The following is a 26,886-nucleotide window of genomic DNA, read 5'->3' on the forward strand; positions in this document are numbered from 1 at the left end:
GTCAATTTATCCTCCATTTCCAAACCAATATATTCCCCAATTATCTTTAATTCTACTTTTGTAAATTCATTTCAAACCTTTCGAAATATCCGATCAAATCTCCATTCTCGTCCCTGACCGGCACAATATAAATCCTTTCATTTCTCGGACTAACCTTCAGAAAGACTTCATTAGCGTGATTCTTAAGTTGCTCAACTACAGATTTAATCATTTCCACTGATTTGGGATTCTGATGACAATCGAAAATTGATTTTCCAATTAAATCACGATAACCACGCTCTTGATAATAATGATATTCTGCCCTTTTGTTAAGGTATCTAATAACATGGTCACAATCGACAAATACAATAGAATATGGGTATGAGTCTAAAATATAAGACAACATTTTCTCTCTATCCACAAAAGGTACCTCCTTTAATCATTTAAAGTAAGCGGCCATTGCATACTCACACAAGTTCCTTTTACTCATTCTCAGGATGCTGCAGCTATTACGCCAACCTGGGGACGGTTCTTAGTTCCATCAAATTTTTTCCCCAAACTTGCTTCCTTCCTACCATGCTCACATGGTAGGAAGGAAGCAAGAGAACCGTCCCAAAGCTTCTATGAGCCCCTCATGCTTCGCATAACGCAAAAAAACCTAAACATCCATTCCCCTACCCCTGTGACCCCAAGCCCCGCAAAGACTCAACCAAAGATGGTTAAGGAAATTTACTCACTAACCCAGCGTAGGCATATATCCAATTATTCCCATAATAGCACAAATCAACGCTACAGACCAAAAGACAATGACTACTTTCCATTCGCTCCAACCTACTAGCTCAAAGTGATGATGAAGCGGGCTCATGCGAAAAATCCGCTTCCCTGTCGTTTGGAACGAAATAACCTGAATAATCACAGAGAGGGCCTCTGCTGCGAATAGTCCACCGATTACTATAAAAACAAGTTCACTCTTTGTTAGTACCGCCAAACTCGCTAAAGCTCCCCCTAACGCCAAAGATCCTGTATCTCCCATAAATATGCGAGCAGGGTACGTATTAAAGCGCAAAAAGCCTAGAGTTCCACCCACTAAAGCAGCCGCAAAGACTGCCATATCTGTCTCATGCGCCAGAACTGCAACCCCATGGATAGCCGCCAAAAGAGCAATCAAGACATAGGCAACTCCTGCAAACATCGTGCTCCCTGCGGCTAAACCGTCCAAGCCATCCGTGAGATTAACGGCATTAGTCATTAACACGATGACTAATGAAACAAAGACGTAATAAAACCAGCCCAATTCTAAGTGAATGGATGTGAATGGAATTGCCACATCCGTTCCCCGTCCTAACCAATGAACAGACACCCACATCAGAATGAAAGCCAAGCTAAACTGCCCTATAAGTTTTTGGTAGGCCCGAAGGCCTAAAGAACGATGCATCACAACTTTAATAAAATCGTCAACAAATCCGATCAAGCCAAATCCGAGTGTAATTCCGACTAAGGTCACCATTTCGAGCGATGTGGGTTGTTCTGCAGTAAGCAATGCACTGACAATAATGCCAACAAGAAAAATTATGCCGCCCATTGTAGGAGTTCCAGCCTTTTTCAGGTGTCTCTTAGGGCCATCATCGCGTACATTTTGACCGAACTTAAGAATCCTTAAGACCGGTATCAAAAAAGGGCTTAGGACCAACGTGATAATCAGGGCTAATCCTGCCGCCAAGACCAAACGCTCAGACATGTGCTATTCCATCCTTTACTCTATCTTTCAAGTTTTGCAGTGATCTCTTCCATTCGCATTCCTCGTGAACCTTTAATGAGAACCCAGGTCCCCGTACCCCACGACGCGAGCAGATCCAGTGCCTTCTCGACCGCTTCGTTATGTGATCCCGTTACCGTAACCTGATCCTCACCATATCCAGCCTTCTGCGCCCCTTGTGCAATCTCTGCCGCCAAACTCCCCACGGTTATTAGCCAGCTTACTCCTAAACCTGCGAGGGTTCGCCCCACTTCTCGATGGCCCGACTCTGCAGAGATACCGAGTTCATACATATCGCCCAAAATTGCTAAGGTCTTGTTCCCGTTTGCCCGCTCTTTGAGTACTTCCAGAGAGGCCTGCATAGAAACTGGATTCGCGTTGTAAACATCATTAATAAGGACGCTTCCCAGTACTCCCTGTCGGACTTCCAACCTCATTTTAGATAATTCCAACTCACTCAGTCCTATACATCCCTTATCCAGTGAAACTCCAAGAACCGTACCCACTGCCAATGCCGCCAAAGCATCCAATACGTTGTGAGTACCCGGCAACGGCAGATTGGCCGACATTTTCTGATCTTTATAGTTTACATCGAAGGTCGTCCCCAATTTTCCCCAAGACCGAAGCTGAATTCCTTTAATGTTTGGCTTTGCAAAAGCACCTTCAATACCATAAAAACAAATTGAATGGGAATCCTCTTTGGCCTTCTGAACTGAGAACATATCCTCAGCGTTAATTATGGCTATTCCATCATTGGGCAGAGCTTCAACAAGCTCCCACTTGGCTTGGGCAATTCGTTCCTGGGTAAGCAGCAATTCTAAATGAGTTGTGCCAATATTGGTAATTACCCCGATATCCGGTTTTGCAATTTCACATAGACTTTTAATCTCTCCTAAGCCGCGCATACCCATCTCTAGAATCAAAATCTCTGTACCAGGCGGCGCATTAAGGATTGTCAACGGAAGACCTAATTCATTATTATTATTTTCTTTATTGCGATAGACTCGAAACTGTTTTGCCAATACTGCGTAGATCATATCCTTCGTGGTGGTTTTTCCGTTACTCCCTGTAACTCCGACCACCTTGGCCTTTAATTCTGTACGCCAGTTCTGAGCCAGTTCTTGAAGTGCGATAAAGACAGACTTTACAAGCAAAAGAGCCTTTCCTTCCGGAACATTAAGCTTCGTTTCCGCCCTCTTAAAACGGGTTTCATCTACGATTGCCAGCACTGCTCCATTTTTCCAAGCAACTTCGATATAATCATACCCATCCACTCGTTCCCCCGGCAGAGCAAAAAACATTTCTCCCCCCCGGGCTTGACGACTATCCAGAATACACCCTTGAACCTCTAAATTTGGGTATCCAATTAAACTCCCTTTTGTGACTCGTGCAACTGCTTCAGCTGTCCAATTGCGCATAGCCTAGCCCCCTCAGTGCTTCACGTGCTACTTCCCTGTCATCAAACGGGTGAACCTGAGTCCCAAAGATCTGGTAAGTTTCGTGTCCTTTACCGGCGATCAAAATAGTATCTCCCGGGTTCGCCAGGTGGCAAGCCCTCCAAATGGCTTCCCGCCGATCTCGCAAAGTCACATAATCTTCTCCTGAGACTCCGGTTAGAATTTCTTCGATAATTTGATCAGGATCTTCTGTACGAGGGTTATCTGATGTCACAAAGAGGAAATCACTCCCTTGCGAAGCTACCTTCCCCATGAGCGGCCTTTTAGTTCGATCTCGGTCGCCTCCGCAACCAAAGACCGTCAAAAGTCTCCCCGCAGTAAAATCCCGAGCCGTCCGAACAACGTTCTCTAAACCATCGGGTGTATGAGCATAATCCACAATCACCTGAAAAGGTTGCCCTTGACGAACACTTTCAAAGCGTCCGGGAACACCTGGAATTTCTGCGAGAGCTTCTGCAACAGCAGATGGCAGATACCCTCGTTCAACTCCCCATGCAAAGGCAGCCAAGGCATTATAGACACTAAAAAACCCTGGAGTCGAAAACCAAATATCTTGCACATTTTCTCTAAAGCGGACCTGAAATTGTACCCCTTCTGGGGTAACGTCAACATTCTCCGCCCGGTAATCCACAGCATTGTTAATCCCATAACTTACTACCGGGGCAGCTGATGCCCTGCTCAATTCCCCAAATGCAGGGTCATCCCCATTTAATATACTAATTTTATTAAGGGGTTTACTCCCCTTTAAATTTGCAAATAAGAGAGCCTTTGCAGAAAGATAGTCCTCCATTGTTTTATGATAATCCAGATGGTCTTGTGTCAAATTTGTGAAAATTCCTGTATCAAATTCACACCCAGCGACTCTTCCGAGGTCCAAAGCATGAGATGATACTTCCATCACTGCCAAGCTTACTCCTTCAGCAACCATATCCCCTAAAAGTCTTTGGACCTCAATAGCTTCCGGCGTTGTTCTGTCTCCCGGGATATCTCTACCGTTGATTCGGGACCCCAGGGTTCCAATCAAGCCGACCTTCTTACCCTGCTTTATCCCTATTTTCTCAATAAGGTAGGTAATGGTTGTTTTGCCATTTGTACCAGTCACGCCTACCAACTCCAGTTGCTCACTAGGGTGACTATAAACAATAGCCGCTAACGTTCCCATAACTTGGCGCACATTCGAAACCTTAACTTGAGGAACATCGAGTGGCAAAAACCGCTCCACAACTAATGCCACAGCTCCAGAGGCGACTGCACTGGCCGCAAAGTCGTGACCATCTACTTGAAAGCCCGGTACGCAGGCATAAAGATCACCTGCTTGAACAAGCCTCGAATCCATTGACATCCCACGGACGATGACTCGACAATCCCCCGAAGATGCCTGAATCTCAATTCCGCTGATTATGTCTGTTAATGATTTGTGCGCTGTTGGCATTCCTCATCTTTCCTTTCGACTTTATAATATCTCAACTCAAAATATTAACGTAAAAATATTATTGACAAATTAACCCTTCAACAGACCTTGGACCGCGATTAGTGCCCCAGTGGACTGACTGCAATCGGCAAACGTCCTGTTAAACTGCGAATGGCTTCAATATCCTCATCCGCATCTTCCCACCAAGGAGTGAGAGTTGGCTTGGATGCATCTGCCCCCAGATAGAGGAGAATATTGGATTCAGCTTCTACTTGCGAGTCCCCATGAGGAATCTGATCCAGCACTACCTCACCTTGGCCCTCAGTCATTGTCTTGAACCCGGCTTGAGCTAAAATCCTTTCCGCCTCGGCTAAAGGCAGACCTAAGACAGAAGGAACGGTAGCCGCCTTCTTAATAGGCGGGAATTCAAGTCCGGGCATAGGCTTGCCAGGTGTCAACGGCGCCTTAGAATCCGGCTTAACACCTAGGTATCTCAAGGAATCGAGCAGAACAGTCTGGACTACAGGAGATGCCACTACACCGCCATAAAAAGGCACCCCATCTATTACACACAGGATGGCCAACCTCGGCTTGTCAGCAGGAGCAAACGCTACAAAAGAGGCAACATATTCCCCTTGAATGTACCCGCCATTCTGTACCTTTTGCGCAGTCCCTGTTTTTCCTGCCACACGGTATCCCGGAAGAAAAGAACGACGTCCGGTTCCATTGGTTACGACAGATTCTAAAACCTCGCGTTCCAGCTTTGAAGTATCTTCACTGATAATACGCCTGATTTCTTCTTTTTCAAAGGGGGTAACCACCCTTCCACTTGGGCCAACGATTTCTTTGACAAGCTGAGGTTTCATTAACGTCCCACCGTTGGCCACTGCAGAAACTGCAGTTAATAGCTGGATAGGGGTAACGTTATTCGTCTGACCAATGGACATAGTCGCCAAGTCCAACGCTGTGGCCTTTTTTTTATTTGCCAAAATGCCCAGTGCTTCTCCGGACATTTCAATTCCAGTCTTTTGACCGAACCCAAAATCCCGCAGATACTTATAGAAATTGTCCATTCCGAGACGTTGTCCCATTTCGATAAAACCCGGATTACAGGAATTTTCGGCCACTTCCATAAAGGTTTGATCACCATGCCCTCCTGCTTTCCAGCAGCGTACATTCTTCCCCAATACGGTATAAGCGCCTTTATCAAAAAAATGCTCAGCAAGCTTGATTTTCTTTTCTTCAAGAGCTGCCGCCAGAGTAATTATCTTAAAGGTAGATCCTGGTTCATAGCCGTTTTGAATAGCAATATTACGCCTCGTGCTAGGGTCCGCTTCCTGATATCGATTAGGATCAAAGGTCGGGGCAGAAGCTAAGGCCAGCATCTCTCCGGTATTAGGCTCCATCACCAAGATCGATGCGCTCTTAGGCACTTGTCCGTTCATATTGATTCCCTGACCCGTCATTAGCTTTTGCAATTCCCTTTCCGCAAAAGCTTGGATATTCTTATCGATCGTTAATCTCACAGTGTTTCCCTGTTTGGGCGCTAAATACTGATGTTCAGCCTGAGGCAAGGGAATTCCATTGGCCCCAAATTCTTGGAGGATACTTCCCGGAATCCCTTTTAGCTCGGATTCCCTGGTCAACTCTATTCCTTCAAGACCCTGATTGTCAATTCCCGCATACCCGATAATATGGGCAGCCATGGTTCCATTTGGATAATATCGTTGGCTATCCTCCGTAGTTCCTATTCCAGGAAGCGCTAACGCCCTTACTTGGGCCGCCACCTCCGGGCTAACCCGTTTTTGGACATATTCTAAGGCTGAACGTTTCGTAATACGCGCTTCAATGTCTGTGGCAGGTTTCCCAAGCAGAGGGGACAAAGTTGCTGCCATCTCTTTGGCTCGGCCAGACTGCCGAACCTCCGCCGGAACCGCATACACTGTTTCAGTGCTGACGCTCATAGCGAGGACATTCCCTTCACGATCCTCGATATTTCCACGTTTGGGAGCCACTGGAACACCGCGAAAATGAGAATCATCCGCTTTTTTGCGCAAATCGGCTCCTTGACTGAGTTGCACGAAACCCAATCGAACAATTAAGACGACCAAAAAGATACTGACACACAAAAAAAGAAAAGCGATTCGTTTACGCATGACGACATAAGGACTCACAAGTCCTCACCCCCACCTCTCTGGGGTCTCCGCGTACCCAAAGCGCCTTTCTCTTAACGTTGTGTTGAAGCAAAAAAGCTTGTAAATTTTTGAGAAAATTGTTTAAGTGTCGAGGGTTTAGCCTCTGTAGCCTCTGATGCTTGAGTTTCGGCTTGGGTCAACGGAGCCCCCTTTTGAATTTTGGTCGCAGGTACTACACCTGCCATATACACTTTCCCCGTAGGCTTTTCCATACCCATGGCTAGAGCTGCACTCTCAATTCGTCCTACTGAACGAAGTTTGTCGGCCTCCATTTGGAGCAGATCATTTCTTGTTTTAATTGCGGAAATATCATTTTCTAAGGACCGAATCTGAGCTCCTTGGACAACTGTCAGATGAATTGTTTCCGCTCCAATTGCACCAGTTAAACCAACAATGAATGCCAAAACCATAATACTTTTAATCTTAGAGTACCCTTTCCCTTTTCTCACAGGTTGAGGATTTCTCTCGGCCTGGGTTTGCGTCAAAGCCTCCTGCCACTCAACCGTTTCCTGCGCCACTACCATGGGTATTCCTCCTCCTATCGCTTTAGACGTTATATTTTTTCGGCAACCCGTAATTTTGCACTTCTTGATCTAGGATTCTGCTCTACTTCCTCTTCTGATGGAAGAATGGGTTTTCTTGTCAACACGTTGGCAATCATTTTTGCGTCACACCGACAGATCGGTAATTCTGGAGGGCACGTGCACCGTCCAAGCCATGATTTCATTCTGTCCTTGACTATGCGATCTTCAAGCGAGTGAAAGGTAATTACACCGACTCGTCCTCCCTGATCCAAACAACTAAGTGCTTGATCCAACACTCTATCCAAGACCCCTAGTTCATCATTCACTACAATCCGAATAGCCTGGAATGTTCGCTTTGCCGGATGAGGTCCACTGCGTCGAACTGCTGCCGGAACCGCTGCTTTAATGGCCTGAACCAAATCCCCTGTAGTTTCCAACGGCCGTTCCTTGCGATTTTGGACAATAAATTGCGCAATCCGTTTCGACCATTTCTCTTCTCCATAGTCCCAAATAAGTTGCGCTAATTCCTCTTCAGTCCACGAATTTACAATCTCACGTGCATTCAGAATACCCGAAGGATCCATGCGCATATCCAATGGGGCATCCTGCATATAACTAAAACCCCGTTCGGCTTCATCCAATTGAGGAGACGAGACTCCTAAATCAAATATGATTCCATTAACCGGAAGTAAGTCTAATTCTCTTAGAGTTTCCTCCAAGGACTCAAAGTTTCGATTAATTAAGGTAACCCGCTCATCCTGCCCAAAAACTTCTTCTGCATGACGAATGGCTTGCCCGTCTTGATCAAAACAGACCAATTTCCCAGAAGGTCCAAGCTTTGATAAAATCCTTTGACTATGTCCGGCACCACCTAGGGTGCAATCAACGTATCTGCCCGCGGGGTCCGTAACAACTGAATCTACCGTCTCTTTTAACAACACTGTTACATGATGAAACTCCAAATTAATCCGTTCCTTTCTATATTCCAAGCTGGACCAGGGATTCAGCAGCACTGGCATAAGCACTTTCTGCTTGCTGACTGTATTCTGTCCAAAGTGTCTGGCTCCAAATCTCGACACGGCTTGATACTCCCACCAGAACCAGATCTTTCTCTAATTGCGCATAATCCCGCAAATTAGCTGGCAATAGAATTCTTCCCTGCTTGTCCAGTTCACATTCCGTTGCCCCGGAAAAAAAGAAACGAACAAACGCACGCACATCAGGTTGAGTAAACGGCAACTCACGCAGTTTCTGTTCCAAGGTGTTCCATTCTGCACGAGGGTAAACAAACAAACAGTGATCTAAGCCTTTGGTCACAATAAATTGTTCACCTAAGGCCTCCCGGAATTTAACTGGTATAATCAACCGTCCTTTTCCGTCAATCGTATGAATGTATTCCCCCATAAACATAGCGTTCACCCCACTGACGTGGTTTTCTACCCCACTTTACCCCACTTCATCCCACTATTCTCCATTCGTGATGATAATCCTGCTACAAAATTCCCATTTTCAAATAAAAAACATAAAAACAGGAGGAAGGTCCTATTAAATCAGTGTTGACCACCTAATAAGATAGGCAATATAGCTGTTTTCGTCTAGTGAACTCGTTCAGCTAAAGCTGAACATCGATTAAAAGGCATGAAAATTAATAGAGCCTTTTGACACACCGCAAATTTGAAGTGTGTCAAAAGGCTCAAGTATTTACTGCAACATGATCAATAAGTACTCAATTAATCTCAACACTCCCACTTTTACAAGTGGAAGCGAGACCCTGCAGTCGCTTCGGCGGGGCAGACTCCCCACCGAGTTTCGTTGTTCATGTTTCGTTGTTCAACTTTAGTTGAAACGAGTTCATTAATCTCTAACCAAAATCCAAAGAAGGATTTGTTCAAACATATGTTTTCTAAAGATAGTCTATTAGCCTAAGTCCAAAAAGACTAAGCTAAATGCAATGGTTTACCGTCAATTCCATGCGCTGCCTCCATAATGGTTTCCGGCAATGTCGGATGGGCATGGACTGTCCGTGCAATATCCTCGGCTCGAAGTCCTTTTTCTACTGCAATTACTAATTCAGCGATTAAGGTGCTCGCCTGCGGTCCCATGATACTTGCTCCTATAACCACTCCTTCAGCATTTGCCAGAATTTTAACGATTCCAATACTTTCACCTAGGGCTAAGGCTTTACCATTAGCGGAAAAAGGAAACTTGCTTACACTGTAATCCTTTCCTGAAGCTTTGAGTTCCTGCTCAGTAAAGCCAACTACAGCAATTTCAGGATGGGTGAAAATTGCACTAGGTATAGCTCTGTAACTCATTTCAACTGAATGTCCAGCGATGTGTTCTACTGCAATAATTCCTTCTTCAGAAGCCACATGGGCTAACATGATTCCCCCGACGACATCACCAATGGCATAAACATTGGGAAGATTCGTTTGCATCTGAGCGTTAACCTTAATAGCTCCTCTGTCTAATTCCAAACCTAAACTATCTGCGTCAATCCCCCTCATACTCGGCTTGCGACCCGTAGATAAAAGGACACGATCGGCAGGAATGTCTCTTACTCCTTTAGCATCCTCAATCTGAACGACCAGGCTTTCCCCTTCTTGGCGAATCTGCTTTACCGCCGTCTTCGTCAAAATATCCATTCCACTGCGTTTTAACAAAGGAGTTAACCTCTTTGGGATTTCCTCATCAATCGTAGGTAACAGACTTGGAAGCATTTCCACTACACTTACTTTCACTCCAAAAGCCTCATAAATTGAAGCAAATTCTAAACCAATAACCCCTCCGCCAATAATAACCAGGCGTTCGGGCAGATCTGTCCCCTCAAGAATCTCATCACTAGTTTCTACCCCTGGGAGATCAGACCCTGGAATGGGGATACGAACAGGTACAGATCCGGTAGCCAAAATAACATTTTCCACATCAAAATGTTCCACACCACTTTCGGTCGTCACTGAAATCTGCCCCGTTTTTTTGAATTCCCCCCAACCTTTCACCACACGAACATTCGCAACTTTCATCAACTTCTCCACACCAGTAACAAGCGAATTGACAACTTGATCTTTTCGAGCGACTACAGCCCCGTAATCCATCCGTTTTTCACCCACAAATAAGCCAAACTCCTCAGCCCGTCCTATCTCACGCCATAAATCTGCACTCTTCACCAAAGCCTTAGTGGGGATACACCCACGGCTCAAACACGTACCACCCAATCGGTCACCCTCAATCAACAGTACCGATAAACCCAATTGGGCAGCTCTTAAAGCACATACATATCCTCCAGGTCCTCCACCAAGTATACCAACCTGATAATCCACGTTACCTCTCTCCTTCCATTCAATTATCCATTATTCTATTCAATCAATCACTTTACCTGCTTAATCATACGAATGACACGAAACCTCAAAACAAATATGTCCATCACAATTCGATCGTATGCATTCATCTCCAAGGGGTCGTGATACCAAGTCACCTTAAGATATCATGCCCGCCGATTAAATAGTTAATAGTTGGTTATACGAATGTATCAAAGAAACCTTCTCCGTCATTATAAAAGGATCTAAACTCCAAGTTTGCACTCAGAGTTTAGATCCTTATAACATCGCAATTTTTATTAATGCTTGCAATTAGCCGTAAAACTCTTCAGTAGATGCTCCAGGTATAAACAGGATTTGCCCTGGATAGATAAGATCCGGGTTACGAAGATTGTTTGCAAGAATAATAGCTTGCATTGTCGTGCCATAGCGTTTAGCAATTTTCCAAACGGTGTCCCCTTTTTTCACAACATAAACTTCAGGTGAGGGAGTAGGCGTTGGCACAGGACAATGATGTTCATGATGATGATGCCGTTGTTGCATCACAGGTGAACCACATGGTGAACAAGGCATTGGGCCTTCAAGATCAAGCGAAACAAAACCAGGATCCATGTCAACATCTAGATTAACGAACCCTCCAGGCGGATACATACAAGGACCACCATGCATCATACCTCCTTGCATACCAGGCATTCCCGGCATACCTTGCATGCCCTGCATACCCTGCATACCCTGCATGCCTTCCATACCTTCCATGCCTTGCATACCTTGCATACCTTGCATACCTTGCATACCTTGCATACCCGGTGTAAAAGTAGGGTTATAAGCAACGGAACGTAATTCCATATCAATTTTCCTCCTTCAATATAGCAAGATTATTTATTCAATCATCATAGGCTTAATTTCTTGCTCTTAACTAATAACAATATATGGCATTAATGTTATAATGTGTATGTACATCAAATAAAGCAAATTTATTTTTTGATGCATTCAACTTTACCCAAAGCTATGAATTTAGCATGTATCTTAATTTAAACAAAAGCAATTCCTTGTAAACCGACTTGTACTCTAACCTATAATAATAATCCATTAATGATTTAGGTTAAAAAATCCTGTCCAAAACTATGGAAAGATTGTTTCTACTGAGACAAAAAAAGAGCCGGTCCTTAATTAGACCAGCTTCATTAACTAAAATTAACGTGAAGTATATTTCTCCCCGCATAAATGTAAGGATATTCTATACAGCAGCAATTGTCTTATTAAGTTTTTCAACTAACTCATCTGGATTTTTCCCATGAGTTAAAGCTGCCCCTTCAACACTCTCCATCGCGGAAGACGGACATCCTAAGCAATGCATCCCAAGTTCCAAGAAAACTTGAACTGTTTGAGGATATTGCTTCAATACTTGGCCCACAGTCATTTCTTTTGTTAGCATATAAAATTCCTCCTCCGTATTCCTTAGTGAAATACTCGGCTTTATTATAAAGCAAAATTGTCGGATATGCAACTTCATGCAAACATTTTTCTCCTAGCACAGGAGCGTGACGTCGACACGGGCAGTACGCCAGAGGAATGAAGGCGCACATGAAATGTGCCTTCTCCCTAGCACGTTCCTCGCCCCCAGGCCCAGGTGCAGTGTGACACGAGCGCGACGTCTTTACGTAAGCAGAAACGCAAACTTCCGTTTAAGCGACCGACCCCAAACGCGGGGCAGTGTACAGGGTCCCGCCGTCCTGCAAAAAGGCTAATCCGTGCGAAAACAGTGTTTTCGTGGGCTACAGGGACACTAGACCATCCATGGTCGTAGGACGACGGCACAGGACGTGCCTAGTGCAGGGTGCGCCATGGACGGCATCGCACACTGCCGGCTCATCTGGCGGAACACTCACCCGTGTTCCGCCCCGCTCCCCAAAGCCAGTCGCTTAAACGGTTAGTTTGCTCTGCGTCGTAAGCACCGAGCGCTGTGTCACACAAGCCCCCCCTGGATCTCAGCCAAAAGCCCATAAATGTGCTCTGACAACTCTTTCTGGAGCGTACCCGTCCCACAGCTCGGCGTTATCATACTTTGCTGACGAAGCAGACTTTCATCAACCCCACGCTTCACAAGTTCCGAAATATTATCTTCCAACCGAATTATCAAACTTTCCGCGGTCTCTTCCCAGGCGACTGGATTAGTAGGAACAATACCCCAAGAAAGGACACCCCCGCGCATCAAAAATCTGTTGATAGGCTCAGCTAAAACCATCATGCTCTGCATATAGTCATAAGCATCAAAATTCACGACTACCACCCTCGAGTCAAAAAGAAGGGTCCAATCCATCCCTGCACAGACATGTGCGCCAGGAATCCCCCCTTGGCGGAGAATCCCCTCGAAAATCGAGTTTAACTCGGCTATCAGGTTCTCTCGATTTAGAGTTACATGAGTTGAAGCACCAAAACCATAAAGCCCCGGGTCATCAACTGTCATAATCACAGGCAGACCAAACTTTCGGAGTCGTTTCGTTTGCCACTCAGCATGCAAAGTAAGGGTCTTAACCAACATATCTCGCAAACTCTCATCATAATAACTTGATCGTCTATTTTTATCCGTGATTTGCATTCCCAGCGTCAGAGGCCCGCTGAGTTGCCCCTTAAGTATTACAGCTTCTCGTGTCCCTGAACGTTCTAGACTGCGATAGAAAGCTTCGAATCCTTCTCCCCCCTGTGAGCTGAAGCCAAAGCGATCCAAGGCTTGTTCATCTCCCTCAATGCCCTGTAAATAAAGCGAATAAAATTCAGTCATACGCTCTAGCCAATCTGTCTCCTCTATCTGAAACTTCGGATTCGTGACATGGCCAATAACTCCAGTTTCAATCAAGGCATTGAGGTACTGTCCAATAAAAGAACTCTCAGCCCCCAGGTTAGGAAGCTGAGGCCAATGCGGCGCAAAAGGAACACTATTCCAAATTAAATCTAAAGCCTCTTCACTGTTAGTTTGAGGAACACTTCCTACGCCCGTTGCTAAAAAATGAGGTATAAATCCTTCATTCTTCATTTAATTCAACCTGCCCATCTAAAATAAATTAAAACTCTGCTGCTCCCATTATAGTACGAAAACCAAAGTTAACTTGTTCATCTTAAGCTTTGATAGAGATTCACTGCCCGGTATCTGAGGAGCCCCCCTCCAGAAAGAAGCGGGAGGCAAAAATCAGTATAGGTATATGAATTATTTTACCATAACGTCTGTAACTGTTGGATTATTGATTCCGTCAGAGGTTTTAACATATTCCAAAGAAAGAACCAATCCGCAAGGTAAAAGAGAGCACACACAAATAAGGAAGCAACAATAATTCCCGGCACCCATAAGAACTGCCGATAATGCCCTCCAATCCGGTGGATATCATGAATACGAATAGGCATAAATAGACAGACAAGAAGGATGTATCCAAGAATCGGTACATAATATGGAATCCCCCAGGGCATCAAAGCCCAGCCAATTGCTATAAATACGGCCCAACGGTAACGCCTTTCCAACCAATAAATAAGACCAACTTCATGTGGTGTATCCGGTAAATGAGGGATAACTACTCCAATCTGGAGCAGTCGAATGAAAATAATTAACTCCGCAAACATCACCCATATAAGCCAAGGGGATTGTGCTTGCAACAATTGAATTCCGGGCCATAAATGCGAAAACCAGGGATTAACGTGAATCGGAATCCGAAATAGTCCTGAAGTTAATAGCCCTGCCACCATACATACACGGGCAATCACAAACAATCCATTCCATAGCCATGCATTGCGCAAACGGCGTTTAGGCTTTTTGTCTCCTATCTCCTTGTAGCGCCAAGTTACCGACCGAATATTCATCCAGGCTAGAAAAACCATCAGAATAGCCCAAGTTCCAGCGAAAATTTGTTCCTTATCCCAACGAACACCTGCGCTAGAAGGAGTTCCAACATTTACTTCTCCCCAAACCCCTTTAATCATTGGACCTTCGATAAAAATCGATTGTTCCTCTGACAGTCCTGAGCGAAGGTTGGGGATTAGTTTTAGGGCAAAGGCTAAATTGGGTTGAACTTCTTTTTCGGCTTGTTGAAAATACGTTTGGGCCAATTCACCAGAATCTAAACCTTTCCCTACCGTCCAGGCCCAAAGAGATGGATGAAACATTTTCTCTTTGATTACGTTCCGAAAAACATCCGGCTGTGGAAGTCTCTTAGACGGTACCAACTCGACAGGCAATTCAGCCCAAACTCCTATCCCTACGCGATCAGCAGTTCTCAACCAAATCTCATCTGGAAGTTGCCCAATAAAATAGATAAGGTTTTTTCCTTTTTGCCGTTCTGATATTAACCACGACTCCAACTCCCCAGAGTTACGAAGACGATATTCTTCTTGAGGAGTCAAGGCCTCTCCTGAGATTATGATAGTTTGATTATTCAATTTCCAATTTCCAGATTCAAGAGAGACCGTACGGAGACCCAGAGGCAATGACAAATCGTCAAGGTCTCCTTTATTGTTCGTGACCGTTAGATGTAGTTGATAGAGAAAAGGATCTTCAATCGTCCAACGCCGGGCATCCGGCAGTGTAAAGGTTAATGTCACAGGTTGGCGATCAGCGCTTTCCTGGGGATCTACTATTAGTGTCTGCTCAGCTAAACCTGCAGAACCATCTGAGATCACACCGTAAACCGTCCAAGGTCCTTCCTGCGCAAACCCTCGATGCAACAAATCCGTAGATACAGTTATTTGCGCGGCATTCTCAAACCAGTTAACACTTACTTGCGGGGGTACAATTGTCGTTTCTACTACCGCATCTAAACGAATATCGCCCTTAATATACCCAGATTTTGGCCAAGAGGAACCAAATAATGTAGCGCGCTGTTCGGCACTTCCCGTGAGCTCTACTAAGAGAATATTATCTTCTCCATAGCGAAATGCCTTAGGGAAGATCTCTAATTCGTTCGCGCCTCCACTTCCTTCAAATTCTCCAATTTTCTGACTGTTGGAGATTCCATTTAAGTAAACATTCGCATGCCCCTGAACTCCATTAAAAGTAAGCAACATAGTCCGCGAACTCCACTCCCCGGGGATTTGAAGCCGTTTAGTTACGACCGAAAATCTCGCACTTGAGGGAAGGGCCAGAGAGCTTCCTTTAGTTAAAAAGGATTGATTAGTTATTCCTTGGGAACGTTCGGATTCCGTTGTCCAGGCCTGACGCAATGACGAAAACCGACTCCAATTCCCATTTAAATTCTGAGTAAAACGTGCAGAACTTATACCGCTTTGCTCAGCATAAAGAGACTCTCCTATAGAACCTTGCCAGCTCCACCACAGAGTTCCCAATGTTAGTAACCATAAGACAATAAAAAACATGAAGCGACGATTAAACATAAAACGGCCCCTTCTAACATTTGTTCAATTAATACCGTTGATAAATAAGATATTCGTGAAAGATTACTAAAACCCTTGCGAGCAATAAAAAAACTCATTTGGCAAACCAGCCCTAACGAAGGACCACGTTTACCAAACGAGTTTTTGCATAGTGTGCACCTTAATTAAGTTGCTCATCCTTGAGGCAGTCCGGGCAAACCCCATAAAACTCCATACGATGTCCCAAAATAAGAAAACCGGATTTCTCCATTACTTCTTTTTCCATATTTATTAGAGGTCCATGAAAGTCTGCTACCTTACCACACTTTGAACAAACGATATGATAATGGTTATTGGGGTTGCCATCAAAACGACTAGCCATATCCCCATAAGACAACTCCAAAAGATGTCCATGCTCTTTTAGCATGTTTAGTGTATTATAAATCGTCCCCAAGCTAACCCCAGGAAATTTTGCCTTTACGTGATGATAAATTTCATCAGCCGTGGGATGGGACTGAGTTTCAAGCAAGAATTCTAAAATTGCTTGTCTCTGCGGTGTAAAACGGACACCTTTGTCTTTTAATTGTTTGAGAATTCCGATTGCATTCATGTCCGTATCCTCTTTCTTAGGTATTTTGAAATCACTTTTAATTAGATTTTAAGTCAATATAATAAATTTGTCAACCAAAGAACTGCTGTTTAGAGAAGTTCTTAATAGTTTTTCTTAATTAATAGCCTTTCAGGCTAAGTTTCCGACGATAAGCCTACACATTCCAATGCCCCATAAGGTAGCAATCAAAAAAGAGGAGAGTTAAATAACTCTCCTCTTTTTTGATACTGCTCAAAATAAGATTCAGGTAAATATTAAGCAGGATTTGGTGCTTCAACTGGACAGACAGTAGCACATGAACCGCAGTCGATACAAAGCTCTGCATCAATAACGTATTGACCGTCACCTTCGCTGATTGCAGATACTGTACATTCCCCTTCGCACGCACCACAACTTATGCATTCTGAGTTAATAACGTATGCCATAGCAAAAACATCCCCTCTTCTCCGAACTTCAAAATCAATATACCAAAGCCGCGGAAAAAAGGCAAGCTAAAAAAATATTAGCATCTCCCATTACATAACAAATTATTCTTGGATTAAAGATCACGTCCCGGTCTGTAAGGCACTTGATAAAGCCTGCGCAAACAATGAGAACAATAAGGCAATACTCGATTACTTACATGATTTCTACGGAAAAGAATATGCCCTAAATCTTCATGTTCAAAACCACAAGCACGACATTTTTCCAACATAAATTTACCCCCTCACACCTTTGTGTGTTTCTGTACAAATACTTTAATTATAGTATGCTCCTTTTAACCGAAAAATAAACAAGCAATTTGTCTAGAATTGCTTGTTTAAAATCTGGGTTAAATGGCCGAGGGTGAAACACTCATACATTTGACAGAAAGGAAGAAACGCGTTTACAAAAGGAGTTTCCGACCAGCGGCGTTCAGGAAGAGTATTTAGCCACAACACCTCTCGAACATGTCTGCGAACCCCGCTTAGTAAGGCCGCAGCCTTTTCACCTTCAAGGGTCTGTGCATCACTGACGATAAGCAACAAGGTTTGCTTTGTAAACGTATCTGGATACTTCTTCTGCAAAGTTTCTAAAGCATTAGCAAGATTAGTCCCGCCTCCCCACTCTTTCCCTGATACTAAGAGCGCTTCCTTAACCATTGCTTCAAATGTCTGACCCTTTCTGAACTTGCCGTTCAAAGGAATCAACGATTCCCCAAAGGCAAATGTTTTTATTCCACTTACAACGGTCGAAAGTCCATAAACGAATTGCCAGATAAACTCTGTGTATTTGTGCATAGATCCTGATATGTCACACAGCAACACAATTCTGGGCCTTCCTTTGCGGCGGCTTCGATAGCTTCTATCAACAAGCACTCCGCCATAGCGCAGATTTTTTCGCAAAGTAGAGCGCATATCTAAGCCGCCTCTTCGCCGAGCTGCCCTATAGCGACGAGTAACTTGACTGGCGAGACGTTGACTGAGACGACGAATTAAACGGATAACTTCTGGCCATTCTTCTGGAGAAATCTTCTTCAAATCCCTGCTGAGAACCTCAACTTCCCGGTCACGCAACGCGCGTTCCACCTCAGAAAGAACCCCGTTCGTCGAACCTGGGGAAAGAATTGGCACATCTTCGTTTAATTTCTTGCGCCAATACTCCAAGGAACCCCGGAGAACCCGTTCCACCATAGGCTGATAAGAATGATCCACCGGAACCCCGCTCCGTGTCCCATTCGACGATTTCTCCAGAAAATCGCGCAAGCGTTGTTTATCCTTTTCGGGCAAGCTGGCATAAACTGCCCGCTGTTCCTCACTAATATCCAATTCATTGTCCTGAAAGCGCAGATCTTGATAAGTACTCTCGATCTGTTGTTTCCATTGGTTTGTTTGCTGGGTTGCCTCCTTCTGCCAGGCCTCTTTTTGATCCAAAGTAGCAAAGTAAGCCCGAAAGGCTTCTTGGAAAGCAGAAATATGTTGAACGTTCTTAACAAGTGTCGCTTGCAGAATGGCCTCAACTTTATCTCGATCCACTAAACCGATAAGGGATAAACCTTCCGTTGCATCAGAAATCTCAGAAGGACTAATTTTAAGTCCCACGGTTCTTAACAACTGCGCAAATTCCACTAAATGACGATCTAATTCACTGACTTTTCTATCGCTGTTGATGTCCATGTACATGCCTTTCTCCTTGTGCCATTTTACTCGACTCAAAAAGGAGGCGTTCTGCTCCCATCTCACGATAGAAAAGCTCTACATCATCCTGGCTCTTAAGCAACAAGGTTAATGTGGCATCGACCCAGGCCGGATCGAGACCAGTCTTACCCATCACGAGCAGGGCTTTTGCCCAGTCCATTGTTTCCGAGACAGAAGGGATTTTATTTAGAGAGAGGCGTTCCCGAAGAACATTGACAGCTCGAGCCACTTCTAACGCTAATTGTTCCGGCAAATCCGGAACTTTGGCTCTGAGAATGCGGACTTCCTTGTTGACCGAAGGCGGCTCTACATACAAAAAAATACAGCGTCGCTTCAATCCATCTGAGAGCTCCCTTTCTCCATTTGAGGTTAAGACAACCATGGGGCGTTCTTTAGCCCTAATTGTTCCCATCTCAGGTATTGTCACTTGGAACTCTCCTAAAAGCTCAAAGAGAAATGCTTCAAACTCAGAATCCGTCTTATCAATTTCATCGATCAGAAGGACGCTCCTTTTCTCACTTAAAAGTGCCTGCAGCAACGGGCGAGGAAGCAGATAGTTTGTAGAGAAGAGGTCTGCCTCTTGAAGATGCTCACGGCCCATCTGGATTTTTAAGAGTTGACGTTGATAATTCCATTCGTAAAGTGCTTTCGTCTCATCCAGCCCTTCATAACATTGCAAGCGAATCAGAGGAGCATCTAATACTTGGCTTAACACTTTGGCAATTTCTGTCTTGCCTACCCCAGCCGGTCCAGAGATCAAAAGCGGTTTGCCTAACTCAGTCGCTAAGTAGGCCGTAAGCGCAATTCGATCATTCCGTTCGGTAATGTAACCAATGGCTTCTAACTCATTCTCAAACTGATCCAGCGTCCTTCGATTTTGCATCTAATCCCCCCAAACTCGATATTCGATGTTCGATATTCGTGATTCGAAACTCTAGCATGAACAACAGTTTCATTGAATTCCTTCAGCTAAAGCTGATCAGGCTTCAGAACGAAAGCCGCCTTAGACGATAGTGTCCAGTATTAATAGAAACATCGCCCTAGGACATGCTCCTTCTATAACTACTAACTAATATAATAAAACTTCAAACTGCAATATGAGACTTCCAGTATCGAACTACGAACCAAGAACTACGCTTTCGTATACCGATTCATAGCTTTTCACGGCCCGTTCAATTGGAAATGATTCTCTGGCCCAAGTTGTAGCTTGTTCAGAAAAAGCCATATACCGTAATTGATCGGTCAACAGTTTAAGAACCGCCTCGCTCATCCCTCGGATATCTCCTACGTCTGCCAGAAAGCCTGTTTCCCCATGCCGCACAACTTCAGGCAATCCTCCAACCCGACTGGCTACTACCGGAACCCCGCAAGCCATCGCCTCAAGCGCAACGAGACCAAAGCTTTCTTGTGCCGAAGGGAGTAGAAAAACATCGGCCATCTGTAAAATATCCTGAACATTTTCCTGTTTACCAAGAAACAGAACCTTTTTCTCAAGCCCTAATTTAACGACCTCCCGTTCAACCCTAGCCATCTCTGGCCCATCTCCAACGAGTAAAAGGCGACTGGGAACTACTTTTTCCACCAAAGCAAAAATATTAACGACATCTACAACCCTTTTAACTTCTCGGAAATTTGAAATATGTGTTAATATCTTTTCTCCTAAAGGGGCAAAATGATCCTTGCATTTTGACATCAGTCCCCCCTTTGGTAAATACATCTTAGGATCAATAAAATTTGGAATAACCTCAATGCTTTGCTCCAGCGACCCAAAAGCAACAGCTGTTTCTTTCGCCAGCGCATCGGATACAGCTGTAATACGGTCGCTAACCCGCAACGCCAAACAAGTTAAGAGCTTAAATTCTTCAAAAGCACCCACTAATGTAACATCTGTACCATGCAGAGTTGTCACCAGAGGAATTGGCTTCATCATCATTTGTTTGGCCAAATATGCGCTAATACTATGTGGAATTGCATAATGGGCATGAATCAAATCTAACCCTACATAATTAGCTACTTCTACGATTTTATTAGCAAGTAAAAGTGTGTAGGGAGGATATTTAAATACTGGATAGCTTACATCCGTTACTTCATGATAAAAAAGTTTCTCATGAAACCGACGTAAACGAAAAGGTCGAGCCGAGGAAATAAAATGGACTTCATGTCCTCGTTCGCCCAGTGCATACCCTAGCTCGGTTGCGACCACACCGCTCCCACCATAGCTCGGGTAACAAACCATTCCGATTTTCAACTCATTCGCACCTCTTTTAATTAGCATGCTCCAAAGGGCTTGGATGCCTAAGGTACTCCAAGTCTGACTTCCCGCGTTACCATTACGCCATCCTAACGTAAAGGAAGTCCTTGCTATCGAGCAACTTCAAGATCTCTTCTGTTCAGGGATTAATTTCCTCAAAACCTATGGGCATTGCATCTTGAATTGCCTCGCCAATAATCTTTTGAATATCATTAACCATGCAAGATACTTCAAATTCAGCTTCCAAATACTCCCTGGCAGTCGGGTTTATGCTTACCAAACTATATAATCGTTCTAATTCTTGCTGCTTTTCCTCACTAACCTCTTGCTCTAACATTTGAGCTTCGCGGATCTCCCATTGTTTCAATTGGAATTCGCGAACCATCTTGTGATTATTAGCATCACTCATAACCTTTTCTTTTGATTTAAGGAACTGCTTGAATTGATCAGACTCCTTAAGTGTACGAGCTAACTCGTGGGCCAAATCAGTAGTAGCCATATCCCTTCCCTCTCCTCTGTCCGTACCTATCTATCTATGTATTTATTCTTAATATCTCATTATATAGAATTTTATTGGAAGAGACAAATTTGAACACTCCCCCACCTACGCCAACGTGCTAAGGGGGGGATTTATTTTCTGACAAAATCTAGAAAGTCAAACATCCTGAGCCTTATTCACAATATGTTCCAACAAGTCAAAAGCCTGTAACCGGCTAAACGACAATAAGTCTGTCCATTGTTCTCGGGAAATAATCCAGGGACTATGCACAGCCGCTCGACTGGCAAACCCGAGTGGACATCCGCCATACATTTTTTCCAAACGGCGTTGGGCGAGGCTTATAGGTCCGGGCGGATGAGCATTGCAGGTTATCGGTTCTAAGCACAACACTGGCTCACTTTCATAGGTAACTGATAAACTGAACTTAGAGAGCTGCCTTATCCCTACTTTATCGTGACTAATCGCCCCCTCTAAAGGAACCGGGTCCGGTTGGATAACGCCGCCAAGTTTCTGCCAAAAGCTCTTTTCAGAGAGACTGGCATTAGAAACACATACCCCCAAAGCTCCCATTTGTAAGGCGAAACGAACGACAAAACGAGCAAAATCACACTCCACATTTCCCTTTAAGGACAGACCGTCTAAAATAACAAGCCTTTCAGCGCTGCTTAAAGTTAGATCTCCAATTCCCGCATCCCCCAATTGAACCACATTATAACCAGGCAACATTTGGATTTGTGGATTTAACCCAGTTCCTTTTTCGGTCAGAAAGGTGCCTAGAGCTAAGGCCCAATCCTTTAGGCCGTCTTCATTCCATTCTGAACGGGGAGAAAGCGCAATCTCTATCCAAGGCATTTTCTTATCTCCTTCACAACCGACTCAACACATATATACTTATTTAGTGTTTCACCGAAGTGTGAAGTCTATCCAAGTCCATCCCAAGTTTTAGCGTAATCGTTTTAACAGGGTCCAACGCCTCTGCACAAAGTCATAAAACAGCAACCATATAATCTGAAAATCAGAAGGAGGCACAACAATACTTGAGGAGTAAACCTGGAAATTACACATGTGAAACAGCGGAGAAACTACCCTAATTAAGAGGGCTAAAGGGTACTCATGATTGTATCCTTTAGCTTTCTCGCTCTTTTGTTGTAACAAAGCATTAAGCCTTCGCACGTACCCCTCAATGTATTCGGGAGCCGGAGGATGATCTGGTTCACGAGATCGTCCAAACACATACCGTGCTTCCTCAGAATCGTAAAAAAGGTGAGTCACCTCCACACCTAGGCGTGTGCCATCTATTTGATTTTCAATCACAATGTCCGGCCGATCTGAATGCATGAAAACTTTATAATTTTCTCCTTGTTGTCTGCTTAATATTTCCACCAAAGCCTGAGCCGCACTTTCTTCAATGAGCCATTTCTCATCAAGCACATCTGCCAAAGTGTGTCACCCCTAATCTAGCGAATAACTTACTTTATCGAATTTGGCAAATCCAACGACCGATTGAACACCAATCTGACGTAACAACAGACTCACTTCATCCAGATCCCGTCCCACATTTTCCGCACAATGGGCATCTGACCCTAAGGTGAACCCAATCCCTCGCCGCTGAATCTCCTCCATTAAACGTCTTTCTGGATAAAATTCTTGAACTGGTTTATATCGGCCGTTAGTATTAACTTCCAGAACTAAACCCTGTTCAGCAACCGCCGTTAACGCCTCATCCGCTAAAGTTAAGATATCCTTCCCAGGCCGGGCTCCGAATACTTTAATAAGGTCTAGGTGCCCGATCGTTGTAAACAACCCACTTTTAGCGGCCAGCGTCACTACTTCAAAATACCTGGCATAAAAGTCATCAACATCTTTCTTGCGATGCATGTGTTCTTCTTCCGGAATATCAAAGATCCAGCCGTCAAACTCGTGGACCGACCCTATCACAAAATCGAAGGGAAACTGATTTATCAGGTTCTTAATTCTTTCTTCTTCATGAGGGCGATATTCCGCCTCAAATCCAATTCGCACGGCTAAATTAGGATAATCTCTGGCAACTTCCAAGATTAAGGGAAAGTTCATTTGATCCCAATAATAGTCATGATCCGCAAACCCGATTTCTTTTAACCCCCGTCGGGTCGCTTCATCCAAAAAGGCCCGAATATTTTCTCGGTTAGCCTCCCGATCGTTATGCCCGAGAAGGTGAACATGTAAATCCAACATCTCTAAACGGTTCCTCCCCTGTCTCTAAAGAGTTTGTACTCCGGTCCTTATAATTAGATATGGATGCGTATCGAGGTCAGACAATGCCGTCTTTGTGGTTGGCGCTGCCAAATCCGCAAAGAAATTACCGGATAATTTTACATCCGTCTTTCCTGCGATTTGACCCTTTAAAATTCTTAAGCTGTGAGGGGAACTAAGAGAATACGAGCCAGAAACCGAGTCCTGCGTATGTAACCCCAGCACAGACAAGACAAGAACTCCATCGTCAATCCCCTGCAAAGCTTCAACCCAAGGAGCCTCAGCCTGGTGCTTAAGGTACAGTCCCGCCGTCCCTTGCGGAACAGCCGTTGGTTTAGCCCCCCATCGCACGGCATCTTTAACTTTCAGAAAAGGAGTCTGTAATTGGCCGTCCTGCACCAATACTGTTTGATTTGCTGGGACCCCCTCAGGCGTAACCAGATAAGACCCCAATTCCAACGGACGGAGCGGGTCGATTATTAAAGAGAATTGTTCGTGAAATACTTGTGTGTGATCTAGAAAACTCTCTTTCGAAAAAGCCCCTTGTCCCTCAATCACTCGATCTCCGGAAAAACTTGGAAGTACAAACTGCCTGAGCATGTCTTCCGTCATAGAAGGTGCAAGAATAACTTGAGTCTTAGGTCCGACAGGAGTTGCTTCCTTCTGCATCCATTCGTATTGATTCACCGTCTGAGCCCATAACTCCTCCTGTTCTTTCGGCAGAATTAGTCGGCGCTTAGCAAACCCACTCCCAATCAGACTATCAAAGGAAAACCAGGACATAAATTGAGACTGCTGATAGGTAACAGCCAGCCCAGTTGAAGTACGAACATGCCGATAACCCCAAGCCGCCTGGATACTTCCCTGCATTTTAGCTTGTGAAGGTTTATCACTCAGCCAACGATTTACTTGGTCAAATATAAGCTTGTCATCTCCGGAAATGATCGTTTTAATAGCTCTGTCCTCTACCGCAACAAGGGGTAAGGATTCCGGAAATGGTATATGTACAGCATCCGGGTCTTCATAGGAGGCCTGTCTCCATTGTTCCAATTGCTTAGTCCAATATTCCTGACTGCTTGAAAACGGAAGTTGAACCATAGCCTGACTGCATGTCCCATCCGCCCATACTAAAAAAACATCCCCGCTCTCCCCTTGACGATAACTTGGGGGAGTATAGACACTGCCCGGCGAATTATCTTTTATTCCCAAGGCCACCACTTCTGATTCATGAACCACAATCCGCCAAGCTGAGAGCCTGAGCTCCTCCTTCTTCGGCGACTGCTGGGATTGGTAGAGCAGATCCTCTAACTGCGCTATAAGTTTCATGCCTGTTCACCTCCTAAACTCACTTGTTGATCCGCATCCATGAGCAGGTATCGATGACTTCCGCCGCTTGATGCCACGGATTGCCCACCCTTTCCGCAAGTACCTATAGCATCGTAACACCCTTCACCTAACCCGCCACGGATTGCCTCTAAAGCAGAAAGAATTTTTCCACTAAAAATCGAAGGCTGGTAAATCGGCAGATCAGGGTTTGCAACATCAATAATCCCGTCACATTGGAAGACGAAATCCCCTGTTTTGGGATTCACTTGCCCGCCGCGATATCCTAACAGTAGTAAATTCTTTTCCCCTTCACGTAACTCGCCGTGCTCCAGGAGGGTTTCCCTGACAGCTTTCACTTCATCCATCAGATGCTCAGCTGGTGTCAACGGAAGCATGCGGTCAACTTGCAAACGGATATTGCTCATGCGAGGCAATGGAATATGCCCGTAACTCTCCGCACGCCCAGCTCCTGTTATCGGCATTCCTGCTTCTACAGCCGAAAAGATATCCCCCAGCCCGGCTTCTAACACTCCATCTCGCACTATTGTCACAGTCTGTCTGGGAAGGCCATTGGCCGAATAAGGTTGATTCGCCCAGTCCCCAACGAGCGGACCATCGATAATATTCACGCCCGGCCTTGCTACACGCAGTCCCTGCCTCAGTTTTCCTGCTTCACCAAGTACAGATTCGTTCATATGATCAGATTCTACGGCATGTCCAAATGCCTCGTGCGCCAGCCCTTTTGCCAACCCATAATCAATAATCAGCGGATAATGACCGCTCGGTAACTGGGGTGCACCACAGACTGCCATTGCAAATTCAGCCCGGTCCATCGCCTTTTTCTCTAGTACATGATCTTCGAGTTCCTCAATAAGCAGAGTCGCATCCACTCCGCTGCGGTGAATCAACGTACTCTGAGCCTTACCCTGATTTCGCACCGTTCCTTGATGCATCAGCACTGCTCGAGGAATGACAAAAGACACCAACGTCCCATCCGACCTTCCGATACACCACGTCTCTTCAACCTGGCGATAACTCGATTGCCACACTCCCTCAGGGAAAGAGCTCCGCAAACGAACATGAAGCTTCATCACCATCTCTTCAAGCTCAGCTAAAGGAATTTCTTCAAATCCTTTTTGAGCGGAATTCTCTACCTCCTCCTGAACCTGAGGAGCTTCCCAAATCTGCCGATTTCTCTTCGACCCTATTTCTTCATTTCTGCGAGCCAATTGAATCGCTTTTTCCACGAGTTTGCGGCCAACCCCTTCTTCGAAAACATCCGAAGTGGCGAAGCCCGATGCCCCTTTTTCCGTAAAAGCTTGGACTCCAAACCCGCTGTCTTCCCCTGTTGATACCCTTTCAAACCGCCCATTACTTAAACGCATGCTCCATTCTCGACGAGATTGAGCACGCACTATAAAGTAGCCCTCTATTCCCTTTGTCTCTTCCAAAACAGATTGGACCAACACCTTGATTTCCTTTTGCTCCAAAAGTAACCCTCCTATATTAAACATCTGGTACAATTATGCTTAATAACCAGCTTTACTACTCACTATGGATATTATACCACGGAGAGAAGAAAGGAAACTCTTCAAAAAGACTTTAAAAGCTTTCAAAACAGAAGCTAACTTTAACTACCCATAAAAAAAACCATTTTTCCTTCTGATTGTACTGCTTGGTGTCGAGCTTCGAACTTCGAAATCGGGCCAACCCCTAAGTGATCCTTGGGGAAAAATATATCCCGAGGCTAGTATAAATACTAAAGCCTCAGGACATGATTTTTAATAGTCTCACTTTTTACTTTTTATCCCCACTCCT

The 26,886-nt window shown here is 44.7% G+C and carries 25 protein-coding genes; all 25 read right to left on the reverse strand.

Annotated features, from left to right (window positions below):
• Nucleotides 1–52 precede the first annotated feature (52 nt).
• The 25 genes from BUB11_RS05000 to BUB11_RS05115 all read right to left on the reverse strand — a co-directional run bounded on the left by BUB11_RS05000 (nt 53) and on the right by BUB11_RS05115 (nt 26,558).
• The gene (locus BUB11_RS05000; protein WP_084110161.1) at nt 53–400 is read right to left on the reverse strand and encodes a PAS domain-containing protein; all 348 of its coding nucleotides are present in this window, start codon (nt 398–400) and stop codon (nt 53–55) included.
• A gap of 315 nt (nt 401–715) precedes the next feature.
• Nucleotides 716–1,717: a phospho-N-acetylmuramoyl-pentapeptide-transferase gene (gene mraY, locus BUB11_RS05005; RefSeq protein ID WP_073028340.1), complete on the reverse strand. Its 1,002-nt coding sequence runs from the start codon at nt 1,715–1,717 to the stop codon at nt 716–718.
• Between the two features lie 20 nt (nt 1,718–1,737).
• The gene (locus BUB11_RS05010) at nt 1,738–3,153 is read right to left on the reverse strand and encodes a UDP-N-acetylmuramoyl-tripeptide--D-alanyl-D-alanine ligase (protein ID WP_073028341.1); all 1,416 of its coding nucleotides are present in this window, start codon (nt 3,151–3,153) and stop codon (nt 1,738–1,740) included.
• Nucleotides 3,134–4,624: a UDP-N-acetylmuramoyl-L-alanyl-D-glutamate--2,6-diaminopimelate ligase gene (locus BUB11_RS05015; RefSeq protein ID WP_073028342.1), complete on the reverse strand. Its 1,491-nt coding sequence runs from the start codon at nt 4,622–4,624 to the stop codon at nt 3,134–3,136. The genes BUB11_RS05010 and BUB11_RS05015 overlap by 20 nt, the downstream gene beginning before the upstream one ends.
• A gap of 98 nt (nt 4,625–4,722) precedes the next feature.
• The gene (locus BUB11_RS05020) at nt 4,723–6,777 is read right to left on the reverse strand and encodes a penicillin-binding transpeptidase domain-containing protein (RefSeq protein ID WP_073028343.1); all 2,055 of its coding nucleotides are present in this window, start codon (nt 6,775–6,777) and stop codon (nt 4,723–4,725) included.
• A gap of 53 nt (nt 6,778–6,830) precedes the next feature.
• Complete coding sequence (locus BUB11_RS05025; RefSeq protein WP_073028344.1) at nt 6,831–7,322, reverse strand: septum formation initiator; 492 nt, start codon at nt 7,320–7,322, stop codon at nt 6,831–6,833.
• A gap of 29 nt (nt 7,323–7,351) precedes the next feature.
• Complete coding sequence (gene rsmH / locus BUB11_RS05030) at nt 7,352–8,284, reverse strand: 16S rRNA (cytosine(1402)-N(4))-methyltransferase RsmH (protein WP_073028345.1); 933 nt, start codon at nt 8,282–8,284, stop codon at nt 7,352–7,354.
• Between the two features lie 16 nt (nt 8,285–8,300).
• Nucleotides 8,301–8,732: a division/cell wall cluster transcriptional repressor MraZ gene (mraZ, locus tag BUB11_RS05035; protein WP_200797878.1), complete on the reverse strand. Its 432-nt coding sequence runs from the start codon at nt 8,730–8,732 to the stop codon at nt 8,301–8,303.
• Between the two features lie 527 nt (nt 8,733–9,259).
• Complete coding sequence (gene lpdA, locus BUB11_RS05040; protein WP_073028346.1) at nt 9,260–10,642, reverse strand: dihydrolipoyl dehydrogenase; 1,383 nt, start codon at nt 10,640–10,642, stop codon at nt 9,260–9,262.
• Nucleotides 10,643–10,951: 309 nt separating this feature from the next.
• Nucleotides 10,952–11,485 (reverse strand): LysM peptidoglycan-binding domain-containing protein, encoded by a 534-nt coding sequence (locus BUB11_RS05045; RefSeq protein WP_073028347.1) that lies wholly within the window; start codon nt 11,483–11,485, stop codon nt 10,952–10,954.
• A gap of 391 nt (nt 11,486–11,876) precedes the next feature.
• Entirely contained in the window at nt 11,877–12,074 is a 198-nt protein-coding gene (locus BUB11_RS05050) for a DUF1858 domain-containing protein (RefSeq protein WP_073028348.1), read from the reverse strand.
• Between the two features lie 531 nt (nt 12,075–12,605).
• A complete protein-coding gene (locus tag BUB11_RS05055; protein ID WP_073028349.1) occupies nt 12,606–13,673 on the reverse strand; it encodes a methionine synthase in 1,068 nt (355 codons plus the stop codon).
• A gap of 176 nt (nt 13,674–13,849) precedes the next feature.
• A complete protein-coding gene (locus BUB11_RS05060; protein ID WP_073028350.1) occupies nt 13,850–16,015 on the reverse strand; it encodes a glycoside hydrolase family 2 protein in 2,166 nt (721 codons plus the stop codon).
• Between the two features lie 160 nt (nt 16,016–16,175).
• Nucleotides 16,176–16,604 carry a Fur family transcriptional regulator gene (locus BUB11_RS05065; protein ID WP_073028351.1) on the reverse strand — a complete coding sequence of 143 codons (429 nt, stop codon included), beginning with the start codon at nt 16,602–16,604 and terminating at the stop codon, nt 16,176–16,178.
• A gap of 254 nt (nt 16,605–16,858) precedes the next feature.
• Nucleotides 16,859–17,029 carry a DUF362 domain-containing protein gene (locus tag BUB11_RS05070; protein WP_073028352.1) on the reverse strand — a complete coding sequence of 57 codons (171 nt, stop codon included), beginning with the start codon at nt 17,027–17,029 and terminating at the stop codon, nt 16,859–16,861.
• 113 nt (nt 17,030–17,142) lie between these two features.
• On the reverse strand, nt 17,143–17,298 hold the full coding sequence (locus BUB11_RS27730) for a hypothetical protein (RefSeq protein WP_200797867.1): 156 nt from the start codon (nt 17,296–17,298) through the stop codon (nt 17,143–17,145).
• A gap of 91 nt (nt 17,299–17,389) precedes the next feature.
• Nucleotides 17,390–18,745, reverse strand: coding sequence for a vWA domain-containing protein (locus BUB11_RS05075; RefSeq protein WP_084110162.1), 1,356 nt, complete (start codon nt 18,743–18,745; stop codon nt 17,390–17,392).
• Nucleotides 18,720–19,643 (reverse strand): AAA family ATPase, encoded by a 924-nt coding sequence (locus BUB11_RS05080; RefSeq protein WP_073028354.1) that lies wholly within the window; start codon nt 19,641–19,643, stop codon nt 18,720–18,722. The genes BUB11_RS05075 and BUB11_RS05080 overlap by 26 nt, the downstream gene beginning before the upstream one ends.
• 234 nt (nt 19,644–19,877) lie before the next feature.
• Nucleotides 19,878–21,008 carry an N-acetyl-alpha-D-glucosaminyl L-malate synthase BshA gene (gene bshA, locus BUB11_RS05085; protein WP_073028355.1) on the reverse strand — a complete coding sequence of 377 codons (1,131 nt, stop codon included), beginning with the start codon at nt 21,006–21,008 and terminating at the stop codon, nt 19,878–19,880.
• A 142-nt stretch (nt 21,009–21,150) separates the two neighbouring features.
• Nucleotides 21,151–21,510: a YlbF/YmcA family competence regulator gene (locus BUB11_RS05090; RefSeq protein WP_073028356.1), complete on the reverse strand. Its 360-nt coding sequence runs from the start codon at nt 21,508–21,510 to the stop codon at nt 21,151–21,153.
• A gap of 156 nt (nt 21,511–21,666) precedes the next feature.
• Nucleotides 21,667–22,362 carry a hypothetical protein gene (locus BUB11_RS05095; protein WP_073028357.1) on the reverse strand — a complete coding sequence of 232 codons (696 nt, stop codon included), beginning with the start codon at nt 22,360–22,362 and terminating at the stop codon, nt 21,667–21,669.
• 90 nt (nt 22,363–22,452) lie between these two features.
• Nucleotides 22,453–22,941 (reverse strand): hypothetical protein, encoded by a 489-nt coding sequence (locus BUB11_RS05100; RefSeq protein WP_242947477.1) that lies wholly within the window; start codon nt 22,939–22,941, stop codon nt 22,453–22,455.
• 21 nt (nt 22,942–22,962) lie between these two features.
• Nucleotides 22,963–23,724 carry a histidinol-phosphatase gene (locus BUB11_RS05105; RefSeq protein WP_073028359.1) on the reverse strand — a complete coding sequence of 254 codons (762 nt, stop codon included), beginning with the start codon at nt 23,722–23,724 and terminating at the stop codon, nt 22,963–22,965.
• 24 nt (nt 23,725–23,748) lie between these two features.
• On the reverse strand, nt 23,749–25,068 hold the full coding sequence (locus BUB11_RS05110) for a metallopeptidase TldD-related protein (protein WP_073028360.1): 1,320 nt from the start codon (nt 25,066–25,068) through the stop codon (nt 23,749–23,751).
• On the reverse strand, nt 25,065–26,558 hold the full coding sequence (locus BUB11_RS05115; protein ID WP_073028361.1) for a TldD/PmbA family protein: 1,494 nt from the start codon (nt 26,556–26,558) through the stop codon (nt 25,065–25,067). The genes BUB11_RS05110 and BUB11_RS05115 overlap by 4 nt, the downstream gene beginning before the upstream one ends.
• Nucleotides 26,559–26,886: the final 328 nt, after the last annotated feature.

This window comes from Desulfosporosinus lacus DSM 15449, assembly GCF_900129935.1.
Classification (GTDB): Bacteria; Bacillota; Desulfitobacteriia; order Desulfitobacteriales; family Desulfitobacteriaceae; genus Desulfosporosinus; species Desulfosporosinus lacus.

What these genes read in the sequence shown, in the direction of transcription:
- mraY (WP_073028340.1), bottom strand. Translation starts at nt 1,717, where the DNA reads ATGTCTGAGCGTTTGGTCTTGGCGGCAGGATTAGCCCTGATTATCACG.
- BUB11_RS05010 (WP_073028341.1), bottom strand. Translation starts at nt 3,153, where the DNA reads ATGCGCAATTGGACAGCTGAAGCAGTTGCACGAGTCACAAAAGGGAGT.
- BUB11_RS05015 (WP_073028342.1), bottom strand. Translation starts at nt 4,624, where the DNA reads ATGCCAACAGCGCACAAATCATTAACAGACATAATCAGCGGAATTGAG.
- BUB11_RS05025 (WP_073028344.1), bottom strand. Translation starts at nt 7,322, where the DNA reads ATGGTAGTGGCGCAGGAAACGGTTGAGTGGCAGGAGGCTTTGACGCAA.
- mraZ (WP_200797878.1), bottom strand. Translation starts at nt 8,732, where the DNA reads ATGTTTATGGGGGAATACATTCATACGATTGACGGAAAAGGACGGTTG.
- BUB11_RS05045 (WP_073028347.1), bottom strand. Translation starts at nt 11,485, where the DNA reads ATGGAATTACGTTCCGTTGCTTATAACCCTACTTTTACACCGGGTATG.
- BUB11_RS05050 (WP_073028348.1), bottom strand. Translation starts at nt 12,074, where the DNA reads ATGCTAACAAAAGAAATGACTGTGGGCCAAGTATTGAAGCAATATCCT.
- BUB11_RS05055 (WP_073028349.1), bottom strand. Translation starts at nt 13,673, where the DNA reads ATGAAGAATGAAGGATTTATACCTCATTTTTTAGCAACGGGCGTAGGA.
- BUB11_RS05060 (WP_073028350.1), bottom strand. Translation starts at nt 16,015, where the DNA reads ATGTTTAATCGTCGCTTCATGTTTTTTATTGTCTTATGGTTACTAACA.
- BUB11_RS05065 (WP_073028351.1), bottom strand. Translation starts at nt 16,604, where the DNA reads ATGAATGCAATCGGAATTCTCAAACAATTAAAAGACAAAGGTGTCCGT.
- BUB11_RS05070 (WP_073028352.1), bottom strand. Translation starts at nt 17,029, where the DNA reads ATGGCATACGTTATTAACTCAGAATGCATAAGTTGTGGTGCGTGCGAA.
- BUB11_RS27730 (WP_200797867.1), bottom strand. Translation starts at nt 17,298, where the DNA reads ATGTTGGAAAAATGTCGTGCTTGTGGTTTTGAACATGAAGATTTAGGG.
- BUB11_RS05075 (WP_084110162.1), bottom strand. Translation starts at nt 18,745, where the DNA reads ATGTACATGGACATCAACAGCGATAGAAAAGTCAGTGAATTAGATCGT.
- BUB11_RS05080 (WP_073028354.1), bottom strand. Translation starts at nt 19,643, where the DNA reads ATGCAAAATCGAAGGACGCTGGATCAGTTTGAGAATGAGTTAGAAGCC.
- BUB11_RS05090 (WP_073028356.1), bottom strand. Translation starts at nt 21,510, where the DNA reads ATGGCTACTACTGATTTGGCCCACGAGTTAGCTCGTACACTTAAGGAG.
- BUB11_RS05095 (WP_073028357.1), bottom strand. Translation starts at nt 22,362, where the DNA reads ATGCCTTGGATAGAGATTGCGCTTTCTCCCCGTTCAGAATGGAATGAA.
- BUB11_RS05105 (WP_073028359.1), bottom strand. Translation starts at nt 23,724, where the DNA reads ATGTTGGATTTACATGTTCACCTTCTCGGGCATAACGATCGGGAGGCT.
- BUB11_RS05110 (WP_073028360.1), bottom strand. Translation starts at nt 25,068, where the DNA reads ATGAAACTTATAGCGCAGTTAGAGGATCTGCTCTACCAATCCCAGCAG.